The 18345-nt window shown below is 72.6% G+C and carries 17 protein-coding genes; 8 read left to right on the top strand and 9 right to left on the bottom strand.

Annotated features, from left to right (window positions below; all coding sequences use genetic code 11):
* Positions 1 to 153: 153 nt before the first annotated feature.
* The 5 genes from ACQCO7_RS21020 to ACQCO7_RS21040 all read right to left on the bottom strand — a co-directional run bounded on the left by ACQCO7_RS21020 (position 154) and on the right by ACQCO7_RS21040 (position 3975).
* On the bottom strand, positions 154 to 372 hold the full coding sequence (locus ACQCO7_RS21020; protein WP_464073302.1) for an SGM_3592 family protein: 219 nt from the start codon (positions 370 to 372) through the stop codon (positions 154 to 156).
* 105 nt (positions 373 to 477) lie between these two features.
* Positions 478 to 1197, bottom strand: coding sequence for an ABC transporter permease (locus ACQCO7_RS21025; RefSeq protein WP_464073303.1), 720 nt, complete (start codon positions 1195 to 1197; stop codon positions 478 to 480).
* Between the two features lie 9 nt (positions 1198 to 1206).
* Positions 1207 to 2118, bottom strand: a complete 912-nt coding sequence (locus tag ACQCO7_RS21030) for an ABC transporter ATP-binding protein (RefSeq protein ID WP_464073304.1) — start codon at positions 2116 to 2118, stop codon at positions 1207 to 1209.
* Positions 2115 to 3011, bottom strand: coding sequence for an ABC transporter permease (locus tag ACQCO7_RS21035; protein WP_464073305.1), 897 nt, complete (start codon positions 3009 to 3011; stop codon positions 2115 to 2117). The genes ACQCO7_RS21030 and ACQCO7_RS21035 overlap by 4 nt, the downstream gene beginning before the upstream one ends.
* The gene (locus ACQCO7_RS21040; RefSeq protein WP_464077257.1) at positions 3001 to 3975 is read right to left on the bottom strand and encodes an ABC transporter ATP-binding protein; all 975 of its coding nucleotides are present in this window, start codon (positions 3973 to 3975) and stop codon (positions 3001 to 3003) included. The genes ACQCO7_RS21035 and ACQCO7_RS21040 overlap by 11 nt, the downstream gene beginning before the upstream one ends.
* Before the next feature lie 248 nt (positions 3976 to 4223).
* On the opposite strand from ACQCO7_RS21040, the gene ACQCO7_RS21045 reads away from it, so the two are divergent.
* The 7 genes from ACQCO7_RS21045 (at position 4224) to ACQCO7_RS21075 (ending at position 10010) form a co-directional block, all read left to right on the top strand.
* Entirely contained in the window at positions 4224 to 5066 is an 843-nt protein-coding gene (locus ACQCO7_RS21045) for a M24 family metallopeptidase (protein WP_464073306.1), read from the top strand.
* Positions 5063 to 6823, top strand: coding sequence for an SDR family oxidoreductase (locus ACQCO7_RS21050; protein WP_464073307.1), 1761 nt, complete (start codon positions 5063 to 5065; stop codon positions 6821 to 6823). Before ACQCO7_RS21045 ends, ACQCO7_RS21050 begins: the two co-directional genes overlap by 4 nt.
* Before the next feature lie 173 nt (positions 6824 to 6996).
* The gene (locus ACQCO7_RS21055) at positions 6997 to 7548 is read left to right on the top strand and encodes an RNA 2'-phosphotransferase (RefSeq protein WP_464073308.1); all 552 of its coding nucleotides are present in this window, start codon (positions 6997 to 6999) and stop codon (positions 7546 to 7548) included.
* A gap of 308 nt (positions 7549 to 7856) precedes the next feature.
* Positions 7857 to 8342, top strand: coding sequence for a DUF5994 family protein (locus ACQCO7_RS21060; RefSeq protein WP_464073309.1), 486 nt, complete (start codon positions 7857 to 7859; stop codon positions 8340 to 8342).
* A 170-nt stretch (positions 8343 to 8512) separates the two neighbouring features.
* On the top strand, positions 8513 to 9106 hold the full coding sequence (locus ACQCO7_RS21065) for a DUF5994 family protein (protein ID WP_464073310.1): 594 nt from the start codon (positions 8513 to 8515) through the stop codon (positions 9104 to 9106).
* Between the two features lie 5 nt (positions 9107 to 9111).
* Positions 9112 to 9348, top strand: a complete 237-nt coding sequence (locus ACQCO7_RS21070; protein ID WP_464073311.1) for a hypothetical protein — start codon at positions 9112 to 9114, stop codon at positions 9346 to 9348.
* Positions 9345 to 10010 carry a GNAT family N-acetyltransferase gene (locus ACQCO7_RS21075; RefSeq protein WP_464073312.1) on the top strand — a complete coding sequence of 222 codons (666 nt, stop codon included), beginning with the start codon at positions 9345 to 9347 and terminating at the stop codon, positions 10008 to 10010. The genes ACQCO7_RS21070 and ACQCO7_RS21075 overlap by 4 nt, the downstream gene beginning before the upstream one ends.
* 22 nt (positions 10011 to 10032) lie before the next feature.
* On the opposite strand, the gene ACQCO7_RS21080 is transcribed toward ACQCO7_RS21075, so the two are convergent.
* Positions 10033 to 10935: an LLM class flavin-dependent oxidoreductase gene (locus ACQCO7_RS21080; protein ID WP_464073313.1), complete on the bottom strand. Its 903-nt coding sequence runs from the start codon at positions 10933 to 10935 to the stop codon at positions 10033 to 10035.
* Between the two features lie 132 nt (positions 10936 to 11067).
* On the opposite strand from ACQCO7_RS21080, the gene ACQCO7_RS21085 reads away from it, so the two are divergent.
* Positions 11068 to 11937, top strand: a complete 870-nt coding sequence (locus ACQCO7_RS21085) for a Cof-type HAD-IIB family hydrolase (RefSeq protein ID WP_464073314.1) — start codon at positions 11068 to 11070, stop codon at positions 11935 to 11937.
* Between the two features lie 62 nt (positions 11938 to 11999).
* On the opposite strand, the gene ACQCO7_RS21090 is transcribed toward ACQCO7_RS21085, so the two are convergent.
* The 3 genes from ACQCO7_RS21090 to cydD all read right to left on the bottom strand — a co-directional run bounded on the left by ACQCO7_RS21090 (position 12000) and on the right by cydD (position 18268).
* Positions 12000 to 13049, bottom strand: a complete 1050-nt coding sequence (locus ACQCO7_RS21090; protein WP_464073315.1) for a M23 family metallopeptidase — start codon at positions 13047 to 13049, stop codon at positions 12000 to 12002.
* Positions 13050 to 13174: 125 nt separating this feature from the next.
* Positions 13175 to 14590 carry a GAF domain-containing sensor histidine kinase gene (locus tag ACQCO7_RS21095; RefSeq protein WP_464073316.1) on the bottom strand — a complete coding sequence of 472 codons (1416 nt, stop codon included), beginning with the start codon at positions 14588 to 14590 and terminating at the stop codon, positions 13175 to 13177.
* 108 nt (positions 14591 to 14698) lie between these two features.
* A complete protein-coding gene (gene cydD, locus ACQCO7_RS21100; RefSeq protein WP_464073317.1) occupies positions 14699 to 18268 on the bottom strand; it encodes a thiol reductant ABC exporter subunit CydD in 3570 nt (1189 codons plus the stop codon).
* Positions 18269 to 18345: the final 77 nt, after the last annotated feature.

Raw genomic sequence — 18345 nt, forward strand, 5'->3', positions numbered from 1 at the left:
CTGATGGAAGCGAGACGTCCTGTCGTGCATGGACGTGCGCCTCGCTTCTCTCCCCGTACGTGACACCGCCCGAAAACCGGCGATGCGGACACAACTACTGTGCCTGCTCAGCCAGTTGACCGCCACTGATTAACGCCGGGCCGAAGAGAACCCCTACTTCCGCCGCCACCTCTTGCGCCGGGCCTTGCTGAAGAACCATCCTGCGGGCGGCTCGTCGGACCGCCAGGGCTGCGGCTCCGGCGCCTCGCGGCTCCACTTCGCGGACAGCATCCGCGCCCGGGCGGACGGCTCACTCGCCTCCGCGCCCCGCACGAAGTCCTCGTCGAGAACGAGTTCGTCCCAGACCTCGTCCCGCGGTCGTTCCTCCGCCATCCTTCCCTCCTGTCCCCGTCCCCTTTACGCCAGTGTGCCCGGACGGAGGTGAAACCTCCGTCAAGGCCGACCGGCACCTCACAGGCCCCTCATAGATCGACCGGCTCACTCCTCCCCGGCGAGCGTGAGGCTGCGCAGCTTCTGGCCCGCGTACCAGGTCGCGAGCCCGGTGACGGCGACGAGGAAGACCACCGCGGTGGTGAGCCCGACGTCGGAGGTGACGAGGTCGCCGCCGGTCACCTCGTGCGCGACGGCGAGGGACCACTGCTGGACGCTGAGCGTGCGCGCCCCCGGCACGAGGGACCCGAACAGCGCCTCCCAGACGAGCGCGTAGACGAGCCCGAAGACGACGGCATGCCGGGAGACGGTCCCGAGCAGCAGGAACACGGCCGCGTAGGCGATGGACGCGACGAGCGCGGCGACGGTGTATGCGACGGCGATCTGCTGGCCGTTGCCGTTGAGGATGAGCCCGGCGACGAAGGTCGGCAGCGCCGAGAACACCATGGTCACGGCGATGGCGACGATGAGCTTCGTCGAGATGATCGTCGGCCGCTTGATCGGCTTGGACAGCAGGTACACCACGGACCCGTCGTCGATCTCGGGCCCGATCGCGCCGGTCCCGGCGATGACGCCGATGATCGGCACCATCGTGGCGAGCGCGAGCCCGCCGAGCAGGTCGACGGCGGTCTGGTCGTCGGCGCCCGCGAGGGCCCGCACGATGACGGCGATCACGATGAGCAGCATCGGCAGCGCGCCGAGGATGAGCGCCCGGCGCCGGCCGAGCAGGGCCCGATAGGTGAGCCGGGCGACAGTGGGGTCGTACATCAGGGCCTCCTACGCCGCGACCAGATACGAGAACACGGACTCAAGGGACTCGTCGGACGGCGAGACGGCGAGGAGCCGGATGCCGTGGTCCCGGGCCACCCGCGGCAGCAGGGCGGTGAAGCGGCCGAAGTCGACGGCCTGGATGAGCAGCGCGCCTTCCGCCGTGTCGACCTCGATACCGGCGGTCGACGGGTCGGCGATGAGCGCCGCGGCGAGCGCGCGGTCGTCGCTGGAGCGCACGACGTAGCGGTGCGGCCGGTCGGTCATGAGGCGGCGGATACGGCGGAAGTCGCCGCTCGCCGCGTGCCGCCCGGCGACGATGACCTCGATGTGCCGGGCGAGCTGCTCGACCTCCTCCAGGATGTGCGAGGAGAACAGGACCGTACGGCCCTCGTCGCCCATGCGGCGCAGCAGGTTCATGAGCTGCATGCGCTGGCGGGGGTCCATGCCGTTGAAGGGCTCGTCGAGCAGGAACAGCGCGGGGTCGTGGACGAGGGCGCTGGCCATCTTGACGCGCTGGCGCATGCCCTTGGAGTAGGTCTGGATCCGGCGGTCCTGCGCGTACTCCATCTCGACGGTGGCCAGCGCCTTCTGGGCGGCCTTGGCGCCGAGGCCGTGGAGTTCGGCGTTGGCGACGACGAACTCGCGGCCGGTGAGGAAGTCGTACATCGCCTCGCGCTCGGGGACGATGCCGATGTGCTTGTAGACCTCCTCGTTGCGCCAGACGGGGACGCCGTCGAGGGTGACCGTGCCGGTGGAGGGGGCGAGGAAGCCGCCCATCATGTTGATGAGGGTGGACTTGCCGGCGCCGTTGGGGCCGAGGAGTCCGGTGACGCCGGGGCCGATGGTCATGGTGATGTCGTTGACGGCGACCACGTTGCCGAACCAGCGGGAGACGTGGTCGAGGGAGAGCGTGGTCACAGGCCCACCTTCCGGTAGCGGCGGATCAGCAGGCCGTAGCAGGCGGCGATCAGTCCGAGGGTGACGAGGACGTAGACCGCGCCTTCGCCGGTCGACGGGCCCACCCCGCCGGGGAAGGCTGAGCCGGCGCCGAGGAACGCGGTCTGGATGCCGTCGATCAGCGTGATCGGCGAGAAGAGGCCGATCCAGGGGATCGAACCGCCGCTGGACTGCTCGTGCGCGATGGCCTGGAGGGTGGAGACGGCGCCGTAGGAGATGGTCAGGACGGCGATGACGGCGGCGATGCCGAAGCCGCGCCGGGGGGTGACCGCGGCGATGACCAGGCCGAGGCCGGCGAAGAGGAGGGAGAGCAGTGCCACGGAGACGAGTCCCTGTGCGAAGCCTTCGGTCTGGTCGGCGAAGTCGAGTTTGGCGAGCAGCGCGCCCACGTACAGGACGAGCAGCGGGGCGGCGGTCAGCGCGAACAGCGCCGAGGCCAGCGCGGCGAACTTCGCGAGGACGTAGTCGGCGGTCTCGATGGGCCGCGAGAAGTACAGCGGGACCGTCTTGAAGCGCAGGTCGCGGGAGACCGACTGGGGCGCCTGGGAGGCGACGTACAGGCTGATGACGGCCTGCATGACGATCGCGTACCGCGTGTAGTCCAGGGGGAGTTCCTTGGCCTTCGTGGCGACCGCGACGGCGACCATGATGGCGGCCGGCACGAGCATCACGACGAACAGGAGCATCGGCAGGACCTTGGACTTCACCGAGCGGCCGAGGCCGTAGGCGCCGCGCAGGGACTGCGCGTACAGCGAGCGGCGGGCGTAGGCGCGGCCGAGGCGGGGGCCGTCGTAGCCCCGGTAGCCGATGTCGTGGATGCGGGAGGTCTCTCCCGCGGTGTGGTCAACCGCCATGGCCGACGGCCTCCTTGCTCTGCGCGCTCTGCTCGTCGGCGGTGGTGAAGACCTCGGAGATGTGGTGTCTGCGCTGTTCCATGCGGACCAGGCCGAGGCCGAGGTCGGCTACGAGGTCGCGCACCAGGTCGTACGTCTCCTCGCCCTGCGCGGTCAGCAGCAGGAGGTGGCCGGCGCCGGGGAGGCCCGCGCCGCCGTCCTGGACGTCCGCCCCGCGCGTGAGGAGCGCCTCGCGCAGCGCGCGGGTGCCGTCCGGGTGGTCGTCGGTGTCGGTGACCTCGACGGCGAGGGTGGTGGTGGTCTGGGTGAAGTCGGTGGTGGAGCTGGAGCGCAGGAGCTTGCCGCCGTCGACGACGACGACGTGGTCGCAGGTGCGCTCCAGTTCGCCCAGGAGGTGGGAGGTGACCAGGACCGAGATGCCGAAGTCGGTGTGGATACGGCGGATCAGGCCGAGCATCTCGTCGCGCCCGACGGGGTCGAGGCCGTTGGTCGGCTCGTCGAGGAAGACCAGCCGGGGGTCGTGGACGAGCGCCTGCGCGAGCTTGACGCGCTGCTTCATGCCGGTCGAGTAGCCGCCGATGGGGCGGTAGCGCTCCTCGTACAGCCCGACGTGCCGCAGCGTGTCCGCCGTGCGCTCGCGCGCCGCCGTGGGCGGGAGGCCGGACATGCGGGCCATGTGGACGACGAACTCGGTCGCCGAGACGTCCGGCGGGAGGCAGTCGTGCTCCGGCATGTAGCCCACGCGCTCGCGGATGGCGGCGCCCTTGGTCGCGACGTCGAGTCCGAGCACTTCGGCTCGGCCCTCGCTCGCGGGGGACAGACCCAGGAGGATCTTGATCAGGGTGGACTTGCCGGCGCCGTTGGCACCGACCAGTCCGGTCACACCGGCTCCGATGTCCACGGACAGCCGGTCGAGAGCGGTCACCCTCGGGAACCGCTTGCTCAGGCTTTCGGTCGCGATCACAGTCACAGTTCGAAGGTAGTGACCCGACACACACTCGGTCGTCACTCCGGAGAGCCGTCTTCACCCCGTACCTGAGATGTAGGGGACGGCTAAGGGATGCCCTACCTGAGAGGTACGGGCGGGCCCAGATGTCCGGGCCAGGTATTACCGGCCGGCGTGACCCCACCCTATTGACGGTTTCTCTAACAAGTGCCAGATTCGGCGTGGTCAAGTTACGGACGCGTATCGCAACCGCACGGCGAGGTGCCATGACAACGGCAGTGACCCCCGATTCCCGCGCCGACCTGCGGGGATTCCGCCAGGTCCAGCGGCTCGCCTACGCGTGCGCGCAGGACGTCGCGGCCCGGCTGACACCGGGCGTCACCGAACGCGAGGCCGCGCACATGCAGCGCCGGTGGATGCGCGAGCGCGGCGTGAAGGACTGGTTCCACCTCCCCTTCGCCTGGTTCGGCGACCGCACCGCGTTCACGAACTTCCGCATCCCCCTCCAGTTCTTCCCGACCAACCGCCGCCTGGAGCCCGGGATGCCGTTCATCCTGGACCTCGCGCCCGTGTACGAGGGCTACACCGCCGACATCGGCTACTCGGGGTCGCTCGGCGCCAACCCCGTACAGGAACGCCTGATGGCCGACCTGGAGGCGCACCGCGAGCTGATCCTCGGGGAGGTCCGCGAGCGCAGGCCGCTGCGCGAGATCTACCAGGACGTGGACCGCCTCATGGCTCTCCAGGGTTACGCCAACCGGCATCGCGCCTACCCCTTCGGTGTGATCGCCCACAAGGTCGACCGGGTGACCCAACGGCGTTTCTCCCCGCACCTGTTCGGATTCGGCGTCCAGTCCCTCAAGGGACTCGCCTCGGACGCCCTGCACGGACACCGCGACGGATGGTCGCCGCTGTGGTCGCCGTACCGTTTCTCCGACCACCCCCCGCAGCCGGGGCTATGGGCGGTCGAACCGCATCTCGGATTCCGGGGCACCGGCGCGAAGTTCGAGGAGATCCTGGTCGTCACGGACTCCAAGGACCAAGCGGAGAGCGCTTTTTGGCTGGACGACGACCTGCCGCACGTGCGGCAGTGGGCGGAGGGGAAGTGACGATGCTCGACGGGGCGCGCGAACGCCGGATCACCACCGGCGGGATCGAGCTGTGCGTGGCGGAACTCGGCGAGCTGGGGAACCCCGTCGTCGTCCTCGTGCACGGCTACCCGGACACGAAGGAGGTGTGGGCGCCGGTCGCGGCACGCCTGGCACAGCGGTTTCATGTGGTGCTGTACGACGTGCGCGGACACGGGAGTTCGAGCGCGCCGAAGCCGCTGCGGGGCGGGTTCACGCTGGAGAAGCTGACGGACGACTTCCTCGCGGTGATCGACGCGGTCAGCCCGGGGCGTCCGGTGCACCTCGTGGGGCACGACTGGGGGTCCGTGCAGTCCTGGGAGTTCGTGACCGTAGCGCGCACGGAGGGCCGTATCGCGTCCTTCACGTCGATGTCGGGACCGTCCCTCGACCACTTCGGCCACTGGATCAACCGCCGTCTGCACAGGCCGACTCCGCGCCAGGCCGCCCAACTCCTCGGCCAGGGCGCCAAGTCGTGGTACGTGTACGCGCTGCACACCCCCGTCCTGCCCGAACTGGCCTGGCGCGGGCCGCTCGGCAAGCGCTGGCCGGCCCTGCTGCGCCGTACGGAGAAGCTCGACGACCTCTCGTACCCGACCGCGTCCCTGCCCTCGGACGCCGCCCACGGCGCCTGGCTGTACCGGGACAACGTCCGCGCCCGGCTGAGCCGCCCGCGCGCGGACGCCTACGCGCACGCGCCCGTGCAGCTCATCACGCCGCTCGACGACGCGTTCCTGTCGCCGAGGCTGTACGACGAGTTGGAGACGTGGGCGCCGCGCCTGACCCGGCGCACGATCCCCGCCAAGCACTGGCTGCCGCGTACTCGGTCCGACCAAGTAGCCTCCTGGGTCGCCGAGTTCGTGACGTCCGTCGAGGCCGGGCAGGCGCGTTCGGCGACCCCGTCCGGCGTGCACGCGGAGCGGTTCGCGGGCCAACTCGTGCTGGTCACCGGCGCGGGCAGCGGCATCGGGCGGGCCACCGCGTTCGCCTTCGCGGAGGCGGGCGCGCGCGTGATAGCCGTCGACCGCGACGCCGAAAGCGCCACGCGTACGGCCGAGTTGGCGCGGCTCGTGGGCGCGCGGGAGGCGTGGGCGGAGGCCGTGGACGTCTCCGACGAGAAGGCGATGGAGGAACTCGCCGACAAGGTACGGCAGTCGTACGGTGTGGTCGACGTGCTGGTCAACAACGCCGGCATCGGCATGTCGGGCTCGTTCTTCGACACGAGCACCGAGGACTGGCGGCGCGTCCTGGACGTCAACCTGTGGGGCGTCATCCATGGTTGCCGCCTTTTCGGGCGGGACATGGTCGAGCGCGGGCAGGGCGGGCACATCGTGAACATCGCGTCGGCCGCCGCGTACCAGCCCTCGCGCGTGCTGTCCGCGTACGGCACGTCCAAGGCGGCCGTCCTCATGCTGAGCGAGTCCCTGCGCGCGGAGTTGGCGGGCAAGGGGATCGGCGTGAGCGCGATCTGTCCCGGGCTGATCAACACGGGCATCACCTCGACCGCGACGTTCGTGGGCGTCGACACGCAGGAGCAGGAGCGGCGGCGGGAGAGGTCGTCGCGGATGTACGGGCGGCGCAACTACCCGCCGGAGAAGGTCGCCGACGCGGTCGTGCGCGCGGTCGTCCGCAACGACGCCGTCGTACCGGTGACGCCGGAGGCGAAGGGGTCGCGGCTGCTGTCGCGGCTGTCGCCAAGGGTGTTGAGGGCGTTCGCTCGCTACGAGCCCCGGCCGTAAGGGAGTTGGCCAAGTAGCTTGCGTGCGGCTTGAGTTGCCCAAATGCCGCATTCTTTCGGTCGGTTATCCACAGAATCCCCAATTGCCCTGTGGATAACTACGGTTGGTTGTGGATCAAACCTGGGGACGAAAATTGGGTGCGTGATCCACATCTCTCTCCGCACACTGAGGGGATGACCGCCGACCATCGCACCGTGAAGGTGTCCAAGTACCTCTCGAAGCACCTGCGCCACCAGCCCGAGCGGATCGGTCTGCGCCTCGACGAGGCGGGCTGGACGGAGATCGAGGCCCTCCTCGCGGCCACCGCCGCCCACGGCTTCCCCATCACCCGCGAGGAGCTGGACCACGTCGTCGCGACGAACGACAAGAAGCGCTTCGCGATCGAGGGCACGCGGATACGGGCGAGCCAGGGGCACAGCGTCTCGGTGGACCTCGCGCTTCCGGCGACCGTGCCACCCGCGTATCTGTTCCACGGCACTCATCCGCGCGCCCTCTCGTCGATCCGCGCCGAGGGTCTGCGGCCCATGAACCGGCACGACGTCCACCTCTCCCCGGACCGCGAGACGGCCACCCGCGTGGGTGCGCGGCGGGGGCGGCCGGTCGTCCTCACCGTCGATTCCGGGGCCATGCACCGGGACGGGCACGTGTTCCAGGTCAGCGCGAACGGGGTGTGGCTGACGAAGGCGGTACCGGCGCGGTACATCCGGTTCACGGACGCCCGCTGAACCGTTCCGCCGCCATGAGCGCTCGCGGTCACCGGCGGGCCTTCACCCCATGGCCCGGGGCCACCGGGCGCCGTCCGACTCGGCCGGTCCCCCGGACAGGCTCCCGGACTTCAGCGCCAGGCGGCTCAGGGGATCAAGGCGCCGGAATCCGCAGGTCATCGGCGCGACTCGGGGCCGCGTATGGCGCTGACGGCAGGTCAGCCGCTGCGCGACTCGGGAGCCGTACGCCATCGGACGGCCGGAGAGTACCGTGGAACGGGGAAGCCGACCGGTTTCCCCGCATCCTGCCAGGCAGGGAGGCGAGCACGATGTCCGACTCCGGCTCCCCGCAGGTGACCGGACCGCTCCCGGACGCCCTCCACCGAGCCGTACGGCCGGGGACGGCCGTCGTACGGCTGGAGACGACACACGACCGGGAGGGAGTCCTCGACGGGGCGTGGTGGCCGCGCAGCCGCGACATCGCCGCCGAGCTGCCCGGCCTGATCACCGCACTGACCGAGTACCTCGGGCCCGTCACCCGGGTCGGCCTGGACACCGACGCCTGGGAAGGGCTGCCGACGCGGATCACCGTCGACGACCGCGTCGTCCGCATCGACCCCTCTCCGGTCGGTGACGACACCGTTCTCGTCACCCGGGGTGAGCGGGACCTCTTCTCCCTCCTCGTGATCCCGCCGCACGCCACACCCGACGCCGCACGCACCGCCATGGCCGAGGCCGTCCGCGCCGGCAGCGGCAAGCAGGCCGGACAGATCCTCATCGACACCGGCACCGGGCGGGCGGTCCCGGGGACCTGAACGGCGCGATCTGGCCGCGATCCGCCGTCTGCCGTACGCCCGTTCGGGTGGTCCGGGGAGTAGGGTTGACATACCGAGGACACTTCGCGCACCGGCTTCCACGCCCGTGTCGTTCCCGGCGATCGAATATGCCGGGCCGGTCGCAGCCGGTCCGGGGCAGGGTCCCCGTCATGATCACGACCCGCTCCTCCTCACCGACACTCGCAGCCGACGACCGGCCCCCCGCGCCGCTCCGGCTCACGCTGGCGCCGGCCGGCTCCGCGCCCGCTCTGCTGGACGGCGCCTGGTGGCCCCGCTCCCGCGACCTGACGGCGGAGCTCCCCTCCCTGACGGACGTACTCGACCCGCTCTGGGGGCGGATCACCCGGGTCACGGTCAACCCCACCCTCTGGCCCGTCGTCCCGCACAAGGTGCCCGTCGCCGGGCACGTGGTGAAGGTCGGCTGGTTCCTCGCCGAGCAGGACCCGCACGAACTGCTGCTGCTCTCCTACCGGACGGGCCGCTGGGACCTGCTGGTGATCCCCCCGGAGACCGAACCCTCCTCGGCCGCCTGGCTGATGGCCGCCGCCGGCGACCCGTCGCGCACGTCGACCGCGAGCCGGCTGATGGAGCAGGCCGCGGGCCTGCGGACGATGTACGAGACCGACCGGGCCGTGGAAGCGGTCTGGAGTTCCGAAGGCGGACACGAGGCCCGTGACCCCGCCGGGCGCCCACGGATTCCGACCGTGGCCGCCGGACTGCCGCGACAGCCGACAGGGAGCTGAGAACCATGGAGACGTTCGTGACCGTGGCCGTGATCGTGGGGGTGCTCGTCCTCGCGGTGCTCCTCATCCGCCTGCTCGACGCGCAGCACGGCGACCGGATCTCCGCCTTCCACTACGGCCGCTCCGGGCTGCCCGTCCCCGGGCCCGCCTCGCCGGTGTCCCGGAAGGGGGCAGCCGGCCGACGCCGGCTCCACCTCCGTCGCCGTCCCCACCAGGGCGTCCCGACGGGCGGTGCGCGATGACCGAACCGGCCCAGGGGGAAGACCTCACCCGGACCCCCGCCCACGCGTTACGCCTGCGCCGGCTGAACCGGTGGCAGGCGGAGACCCTGCGGGAAGAGCTGGCGGACCTGTACGTGGAGTCCACGCGCGCGCGAGCGGGCGAGGCGTACGAGGGCCGGGAGGAGTTCGCGCGACGGCTCGCCGGGTCCGTACGGCGGCTCGGGTTCTCGCTGCTGGTCGCGGAGGACACGGGCCTCGTCGGCTGCGCCTACGGCTTCCCCGTACCGCGCCAGGGGTCGTGGTGGAAGGGGTTCGACGGAACCCTCCCCCGCAACGTCGAACAGCTCACCGCGTCCGGACACGTCTTCGCCATCACCGAGATCATGGTGCACCCGCACAGCGACGGCCACGGCGTCGCCCGCAGGCTCCAGGAACAGCTGCTCGCCTACCACCACGCCTCGCTCGGGGCGACGCTGATCGCGCAGACCGACACCCCGACCCGCGACGCCTTCCTGTCCTGGGGATGGCAGGACATCGGAGGGATCAGCCGGCCGTCCGACCCCATGGCCATCCGGCCGACGGACCCCGTGCCGCTGCGGGCCATGGTCCTTCCCACCGGCCCGGACGCCGCCACCCGCCAGGACGGCCTCGCCCACGAGAACCGCACCCAGCAGCCGGACTGAGGGCGACGGCCCTGTGCGCCGCTCAGCCCAACTGCGCGGGCGCCTCCATCGCGATCTGCTCGAAGACCTTCTCGTCCGCCGCGAAGACCGAGTCCGCGATCGGCCAGTGGATCACGATCTCGGTGAAACCGAGCTCCCGGTGGCGCCCGGCGAAGTCGACGAAGGCGTCGAGGGACTCCAGCGGACGGCCGCGGTCCGGGGTGAAGCCGGTGAGCAGGATCTTGTCCAGCCCGTCCAGATCCCGGCCGAGCGCCGCGCAGGCGTCCCCGAGCCGGTCGACCTGGCCGCGCAGGGCCCGCAGGGACTGCTCCGGCGTCCCTTCCTCGTACAGCTTCGGGTCGCCGGTCGTCACCCACGCCTGCCCGTGGCTCGCGGCGAGCCGCAGGCCGCGCGGGCCGGTGGCGGCCACCGCGAAGGGCAGCCGGGGCCGCTGGACACAGCCGGGGATGTTGCGGGCCTCGTGCGCCGAGTAGAAGTCGCCCTCGTAGGACACCGAGTCCTCCCGGAGCAGACGGTCCAGCAGCGGGACGAACTCGGCGAGCCGGTCGGCACGCTCGCGCGGGGTCCACGGCTCCTGACCGAGCGCGGTCGCGTCGAAGCCGGTACCACCCGCGCCGATCCCGAGGGTGACCCGGCCGCCGGAGATGTCGTCGAGAGAGACCAACTCCTTGGCGAAGGGCACGGGGTGCCGGAAGTTCGGCGAGGTCACCAGCGTGCCGAGCCGCATCCGCTCGGTCGCCGCCGCAGCCGCCGTCAGCGTCGGCACCGCCCCGAACCACGGGCCGTCCCGGAACGAGCGCCAGGAGAGGTGGTCGTAGGTGTACGCGGTATGGAACCCGAGCTGCTCCGCGCGCTGCCACGCGGCCCGGCCCCCCTCATGCCAGCGGCGGTGCGGGAGGATCACGGTGCTCAGGCGCGTGCTCATGTCTCCCAGCCTACGTCGCCCCTCTGACAAGCCCCGGAACGCGCGGTACGGCCCACCCCCTCCCGCGTCACGTACGTCTCATCTGCGCGCACGCCCCCGCACCCGTGCGCCCCCGTACGGGAGAATGCCCCCGTGACCTCAGCAACCCGGCAGCCCGAGACCCCCGCCGCCCTACAGCGCCCCCGTCTGATCGCCACCGACCTCGACGGAACGCTGCTGCGGGACGACGGGAAGGTGTCGCCCCGGACCGTGGCCGCGTTGGCGGCGGCCGAGGACGCGGGGATCGAGGTGTTCTTCGTGACCGGCAGGCCCGCGCGGTGGATGGACGCGGTCAGTGATCACGTGCACGGACACGGGCTCGCGATCTGCGGGAACGGCGCGGCAGTGGTCGACCTGCACGGCGGCCCCGGCGCCCACCGCTTCGTGAAGGTCCGCGAACTGGCCCGCGCGAACGCCCTGGACGCCGTCCGGCTGCTGAGGGAGGCCGCGCCGGGCACGATGTACGCGGTGGAGCAGACGTACGGGTTCCACCAGGAGCCCGAGTACCCCAAGATGCACATGGAGATACCGGACTCCCTCGCCCCGGCGGAGGAGCTGCTCGCGCCGGACGGCCCCGGCGCCCGGGAACCGGTCCTGAAGATCCTCGCCTTCCACCGCACCCTGGACCCGGACGCGTTCCTCACGCTGGCCCGCGAGGCGATCGGGGAGCGCGCCGAGGTCACCCGTTCCAGCCCCAGCGCCCTCCTGGAGATCGCGGGTCCCGGCGTCTCCAAGGCCAGCACCCTCGCCCTGTGCTGCGCGGAACGCGGCATCGCCCCCGAGGAGGTCGTCGCGTTCGGGGACATGCCGAACGACATCGAGATGCTCACCTGGGCGGGCCGGTCGTACGCCATGGGCAACGCCCACCCGGACGTCATCGCGGCGGCGTCGGGACGGACGGTCGCGAACAACGAGGACGGGGTGGCGGTCGTGATCGAGAAGCTGGTGGCGGAGCGGGGGTAAGGGGCGTTCGCCGTGGCGGGCGGTCCTTACAGGGGTGAACCCCCTGCGTGTTCCTACCCCCCTCACCCCAGCGGCACCCCCCGATCCGCCAGCCACGGCACCGGGTTCACCGCCGAGCCCATCTCCGGTGTCACCCGCACCTCGAAGTGCAGGTGGGGCCCCGTCGAGTTGCCGGTCGTGCCGGTCTGCCCGATCCACTGGCCGGCGGAGACCCGTTCACCGGGGTCGACGGCGACCGAGGAGAGGTGGGCGTACTGGGTGTAGTAGCCGCCGGGATGGCTGATGACGAGCTGGACGCCGAAGCCGTCGCCGCAGGCCACGCGGACGACCCGGCCGGCGCCCACCGCGCGGACGGGCGTACCGATCGGGACGGCGAAGTCCTGCCCGGTGTGGCGGTGGGCCCAGCGCGCGCCGCCGCTGCCGAAGGGGGCGGAGAGGCGGTAGGACTCGACAGGGGCGACCCACCCGCTGGAAGACGGCGTCTGCGGGAGCCGGATCGCGCCGGGACAGGAGCCCGCCGCGACGGACGCCGCCGCCTGCCCCTGAAGCCGCCACCGCGCCTCCTCCAGCTTGCGTTCGATGTCCTGCTTGAGCCCGGCGAGTTCGACGGTCCGCCGCTGAAGCACCTGCCACGCGGACGCCGCCCGCGCCGCGTCCCCCGCGAGCCGCTCCTCGACGACCCGGCGCTTGCCGAGCGCGCTCCCGACGGCCAGGTTCGCCTGCGCGAGCACGTGCTGACCGCGCATCAACCGGTCGGGGTCGCCGTCCAGCACGACCCGGACCACCATCGGCAGCCCGCCCCCGTCCCGGTACTGGGCCCGCGCGATCCGCCCGAGGTCCGCGCGCAGCCTGCCGAGTTCGCGCAGCTCCTCGGCGCGCAGCTCCTCGTACCGCTGGGCCTTGGCGCGCTGCGTCTCCGCCTCGCGGCGGCCGGCGTCGTACTCCTGGGACGCGGCGGCGGCCTCCTCGTACAGCTTCGCGACCTGGGCGCCGAGCCCGTCGCCGAAGCCGTTCTCGCCGTCGGCGCCGGCGGGGGTGGGGCGGGACGCGAGGACCGCCGCCGCGCACAGCAGGACCGGGACGAGCAGGGGGCGGCGGCGAGGTGAGCGCATGTCAGCGATCGTGTCCCAGGGGGCGGGTGGTGTGCCTGTTGACGTCATACGACCGGGGGACAGCGCGTCCGGATGGCCCAACGCCGGGTGACACACCGTCACGCCCGGTTGACCCCGGCCGGGTTTCAGTACGGCGCCTCCCACACCACCGTCGTCCCGCCGCCGGGTCCCGGACCGTGGCTGCTGTCGCCGCCGAGGGACTCCGCGCGGCGGACGAGGTTCAGCAGCCCGCTGCGGCGCCCCCCGTCGGTGATGCCGACACCGTCGTCCGCGACGGTCAGCCGTACGCCGGGACGGCCGCCGGGGAGCGTCGCCGTGGCGTCCACCACCACGTCGATACGCGTGGCCCGCGCATGCCGGAACGCGTTGGACAGCGCCTCCCGCAGAGCCGCGATGAGGTTCTTGCCGGTCGCCTCGCCGACGAGCGTGTCGACGTCGCCCACGAACCGGCAGTCGGGCCGGAAGCCGAGCGGTACGGCGGCCATGGCGACCTCGCGCAGGACGCGCGTGCGCAGGTGGGTCGGCGTCTCGTCGGGGCCCTGGCGCAGGGCGAAGATCGCCGTACGGATCTCCTGGATGGTGACGTCGAGTTCGTCGACGGCCCGCCCGACCCCCTCGCGCACCTCGGGCGCTGCGGCCTCCCGCTGCGCGCTCTCCAGCGTCAGCCCCGTCGCGAACAGCCGCTGGACGACGAGGTCGTGCAGGTCACGGGCGATCCGGTCGCGCTCCTCGAACACCACGAGCCGCTCCCGGTCGCGCTGCGCCTCGGCCGCGATCAGCGCGAGCGCGGCCTGTTCGGCGAACCGGCGGGCGAGGTCGCGCTCTGCGTCGGTGAACGTCCGCCACCCCCGCGCGCGCGGCAGGCAGAGCGTGCCCAGGAAACGGTCGTCGCCACGCAGCGGGAGCAGCAGGACAGGGCCGTACTCGGCGGCGTGCGAGGTGACCGAGCGGGGGTCGGTGGCCGCGTCCTCGACGTACACCTCCTCACCGTTCAGCAGCGCCCTGACCAGCGCGCTGTCCCCCGGGACGACCTCGCCGAGCATCCCCGACGGGGGGTCCGAGGCGACGGCGGCGATCTCCAGGCCGCCCTCCTCGGCGGGCAGCAGGACGATCCCGGCGACGGTCTCGGCGAGGGTGCGGGCCCACTCGGCGACCACCTGGAGCGCGTCGTCGGGGTCGTCGCCGGCCAGCAGCGCGGTGGTGACGGCCACGGAGCCGTCGATCCAGCGCTCCCGCTGCCGCGCCGCCTCGTACAGCCGCGCGTTGCCGATCGCGATCCCCGCTTCCCCGGCGAGGGCGCGCGCGAGGTCGAGATCGGCACCGTCGAAGGGCTGCCCGTCCCGGCGCCCGGCGAGACAGAGGCTGCCGTACGACTCGCCGTGCGCGCGGATCGGTACGGCGAGCGCCCAGCCGGAGCCGTCGCCGTCCACTTCGACGGCCGCGTCCTGGACGCCGAGGAGGGTCACGGCCGTCGCGGGGATGCGCTCCAGCTCGCCGCCGACGGACCGCAGGGCTTCGAGGAGACGGGGGTCGACTGCCATGAGGTCAGGGTAATTTGCCCTATTTACGAATCGCGGCGCGACGCCCGCGCACCGCCCTCATGGCCCTGTTTCACGTGAAACACGGCTGGTTTCACGTGAAACATCGCCTCACCCGGCCGCCACCAACAGCTCCGTCGCCTCCTCCCGCTCCACCATCCCCCGCAACGGCCCCTCCACAGCGGCCAGTTCCGCGTAGGAACCCCGCTGCACCACCCGCCCCTCGTCCAGCACGACCACCTCGTCCACCGCGTCGAGTCCCGCCAGCCGGTGTGTGATCAGCAGCGTGGTCCGCCCCTCGGTGGCCGCCAGCAGATCCGCCGTGAGCGCGTCGGCGGTCGGCAGGTCGAGGTGTTCGGCGGGCTCGTCCAGGACCAGCACAGGGAAGTCCGCGAGGAGCGCGCGGGCCAGCGCGAGGCGCTGACGCTGGCCGCCCGACAGCTTCGCCCCGTGCTCGCCGACGAGCGTGTCCAGGCCGTCGGGCAGCGCATCGGCCCACTCCAGGAGCCGCGCCCGCCGCAGCGCGTCCCGCAACTCCCCCTCGTCCGCGCCCTTCCGCGCGAGCAGCAGGTTCTCACGGACGGTGGAGTCGAAGAGGTGCGCGTCCTGGGCGCAGAGCCCGACCAGGGCGCGTACGTCGTCCCCGTCGAGCGCGTACGCGTCGACGCCGCCCAGCGTGTACGTCCCCGACTCCGCGTCCAGGAACCGCAGCAGCGCCTGCGCGAGGGTCGTCTTCCCGGAGCCGGAGGGACCGACGACGGCGATCCGGCGGCCCTCGGTGAGCGTCAGGTCGACCCCGGCGAGGGCGGCGCGCCCCTGTCCGTCGTACCGCGCGGTGAGCCCCTTCACGGCCAGCGGGAACGGCGTGGCCGGCGCCTGCCGGGGCCGCTCCGGTTCGCGTACGGGCGCGGGGGAGTCCAGCACCTCGTACACCCGCTCCGCGCTGCGGCGCACCCGCTGCCGGTACTGCACGGCGAGCGGCAGCCCGAGGACCGCTTCGAAGGCGGCCAGCGGCGTGAGCACGACGACGGCCATCGACACACCGTCCAGCCGCCCGGAGACGACCCCCTGGGCCCCCACCAGCGCCGCCGCCGCGACGGCCAGCCCGGACACCAGCGCGGTCAGCCCGTCCCCGAGCGCGGTCGCCGCCGCCCCGCGCGAGGCGATCCGCGTGAGCACCCCGTCGGCCTCCCGCACCTCGTCCGTACGGCGGTGCAGGGCGCCGGAGACCGTGAGTTCGGCGGTGCCGGTGAGCAGGTCGGCGACCCGGGTGGCCAGCACCCCGCGCGCGGGCGCGAGCCGGCGTTCGGCGCGCCGGGAGACGGCGCCGGTGACCAGCGGCACGCCCACCCCGGCGAGGAGCAGTCCGGCGGCGAGGACCGCGCCCGCCTCGGGGAGCAGCCACGCGGTGAAGGCGACCGACCCGGCCGCCACGACGACGGCGGACCCGACCGGCAGCAGCCAGCGCAACCAGTAGTCCTGGAGGGCGTCCACGTCGGCGACGAGCCGCGACAGCAGGTCCCCGCGCCGCGCCCCGCGCAGTCCGGCGGGCGCGAGCCGCTCCAGGCGCCGGTAGACGGCCACCCGAGTGTCGGCGAGCATCCGCAGCACGACGTCGTGCGAGACGAGCCGCTCCGCGTACCGGAACACGGCCCGCCCGATCCCGAACGCCCGCGTCCCCGTGACGGCCACCATCAGGTACAGCACCGGCGGCTGCTGCGAGGCCCGCGAGATGAGCCACCCGGACGTCGCCATGAGCCCGACGGCGCTGCCGAGCGCGAGGCTCCCGAGGAGCGCCGCGAGCAGCAGCCGCCCCCGGCGCGGCCCGGCCATGGCCCGCACCCGGGCGAGCACGCCTGCGCGCACGGTCCCGCGCACAGCCTCGCCGGGCATCCTCCCGACGGCCCCCTCGGCATCCCCGGCCGCCTTGAGATCCCGAGCCCCCTCGGACTCCCCCACCACGAAGAAGTCCGCCTGCGTGACGCCGCGCTCCTCGAAGAAGTCCCCCCGCACGTCCGCCACCGGCGCCCGCTCCGCAACACCGTCGCCCCGAGCCTCCGCGAGCCGCACCACCCGGTCGGCCACCCCGAGCAGCGCGGGCCGGTGCACCACGAGCAGCACCGTCCGCCCCTCCGCGAGCCGCCGGACCGCCGCGACGACCTCCGCCTCGGTCGCCCCGTCCAGCGCGGCCGTCGGCTCGTCGAGCAGCAGCACCGGCCGGTCGGCGAGGAACGCGCGCGCCAGGGCGAGCCGCTGCCGCTGCCCGGCGGAGAGCCCGGCGCCGTCCTCGCCGAGCACGGTGTCGAGGCCGGCGGGCAGCGCGTCCACGAACTCCAGGGCGCCCGCGTCGGCGAGGGCCCGGCGGACGGCCGTGTCGTCGGCGTCGGGACGGGCGAGGCGGACGTTCTCCGCGATCGTCGCGGCGTACAGGTGGGGCCGCTGGGGGACCCAGGCGATCCGGGAGCGCCACTCCTCCAGGTCGAGCCCGGTGAGGTCGGCGCCGCCGATCCGGACCTGGCCCTCGGTGGGGCGGGTGAAGCCGAGCAGGACGTTCAGGAGCGTCGACTTGCCGGCGCCGCTGGGGCCGACGAGGGCGACCGTCTCACCGGGTGCGACGGTGAACGAGGCGTTCTCGACGGCGGCTACGGACCGGCCGGGGTAGCGGACGGTCACGCCGTCGACGGTGATCGCGCCCTGCGGGACGGCGGCCGTGCCGGACACCGGGACCGGCTCCTCCAGCACCGCGAAGATCTCCTCGGCGGCGGCGAGGCCCTCGGCCGCAGCGTGGTACTGCGTACCGACCTGCCGCAGCGGGAGGTACGCCTCCGGCGCCAGGATCAGGATGACCAGGCCGATGTAGAGGTCCATCTCGCCGTGCACGAGCCGCATCCCGACCGTCACCGCGACCAGCGCGACCGAGATCGTGGACAGCAGCTCCAGCGCGAAGGACGAGAGGAAGGCGATCCGCAGCGTCTTCAGGGTCGCCTGGCGGTACTCGCCGGTGATCTTCCGGATCGACTCGGCCTGCGCCTTGGCCCGCCCGAACACCTTCAGCGTCGGCAGCCCCGCGACCACGTCCAGGAAGTGCCCCGACAGCCGCGACAGCAGCCGCCACTGACGGTCCATCCGGGACTGCGTGACCCACCCGATCAGCATCATGAAGACCGGGATCAGCGGCAGCGTCCCGACGATGATCGCCGCCGACACCCAGTCCTCGGTCACGATCCGCGCGAGCACCGCGACGGGGACGACGACGGCGAGCCCCAACTGGGGGAGGTAGCGCGAGAAGTAGTCGTCCAGGGCGTCCACGCCCCGGGTCGCGAGGGCGATCAGCGAACCGGTCCGCTGCCCGCCGAGCCACCCCGGGCCCAGCGCACCCGCCCGCTCCAGCAGCCGTCCCCGCAGCTCCGACTTCACGGCGGCGCTCGCGCGGTGGGCGGCGAGTTCGGTGAGCCAGGCGACCAGCGCGCGACCGGCCGCGACGGTCACCAGCAGAAGCAGGGGGGTGCGGAGGTCGCTGACCGAGTGGCCGTGCTGGAAGGCGCCGACGACGATCTCGGCGATGAGCATGGCCTGGGCGATGACGAGGAGGGCGCCGACGACACCCAGTCCGACGACCGCCGCCATGAACAGCCGGGTGGCACGCGCGTACCGAAGCAGACGCGGATCGATTGGTTTCACGTGAAACACACCCTCTTCACGGGGACTTCTGGAGGGCATGTTTCACGTGAAACAACACGGACGTTTCACGTGAAACA

It is taken from the genome of Streptomyces saintjeani (assembly GCF_055409605.1).

Coding starts and splice junctions, on each gene's coding strand:
- ACQCO7_RS21020 (WP_464073302.1), bottom strand. CDS start 372: ATGGCGGAGGAACGACCGCGGGACGAGGTCTGGGACGAACTCGTTCTC.
- ACQCO7_RS21025 (WP_464073303.1), bottom strand. CDS start 1,197: ATGTACGACCCCACTGTCGCCCGGCTCACCTATCGGGCCCTGCTCGGC.
- ACQCO7_RS21035 (WP_464073305.1), bottom strand. CDS start 3,011: ATGGCGGTTGACCACACCGCGGGAGAGACCTCCCGCATCCACGACATC.
- ACQCO7_RS21045 (WP_464073306.1), top strand. CDS start 4,224: ATGACAACGGCAGTGACCCCCGATTCCCGCGCCGACCTGCGGGGATTC.
- ACQCO7_RS21055 (WP_464073308.1), top strand. CDS start 6,997: ATGACCGCCGACCATCGCACCGTGAAGGTGTCCAAGTACCTCTCGAAG.
- ACQCO7_RS21060 (WP_464073309.1), top strand. CDS start 7,857: ATGTCCGACTCCGGCTCCCCGCAGGTGACCGGACCGCTCCCGGACGCC.
- ACQCO7_RS21065 (WP_464073310.1), top strand. CDS start 8,513: ATGATCACGACCCGCTCCTCCTCACCGACACTCGCAGCCGACGACCGG.
- ACQCO7_RS21070 (WP_464073311.1), top strand. CDS start 9,112: ATGGAGACGTTCGTGACCGTGGCCGTGATCGTGGGGGTGCTCGTCCTC.
- ACQCO7_RS21075 (WP_464073312.1), top strand. CDS start 9,345: ATGACCGAACCGGCCCAGGGGGAAGACCTCACCCGGACCCCCGCCCAC.
- ACQCO7_RS21080 (WP_464073313.1), bottom strand. CDS start 10,935: ATGAGCACGCGCCTGAGCACCGTGATCCTCCCGCACCGCCGCTGGCAT.
- ACQCO7_RS21090 (WP_464073315.1), bottom strand. CDS start 13,049: ATGCGCTCACCTCGCCGCCGCCCCCTGCTCGTCCCGGTCCTGCTGTGC.
- ACQCO7_RS21095 (WP_464073316.1), bottom strand. CDS start 14,590: ATGGCAGTCGACCCCCGTCTCCTCGAAGCCCTGCGGTCCGTCGGCGGC.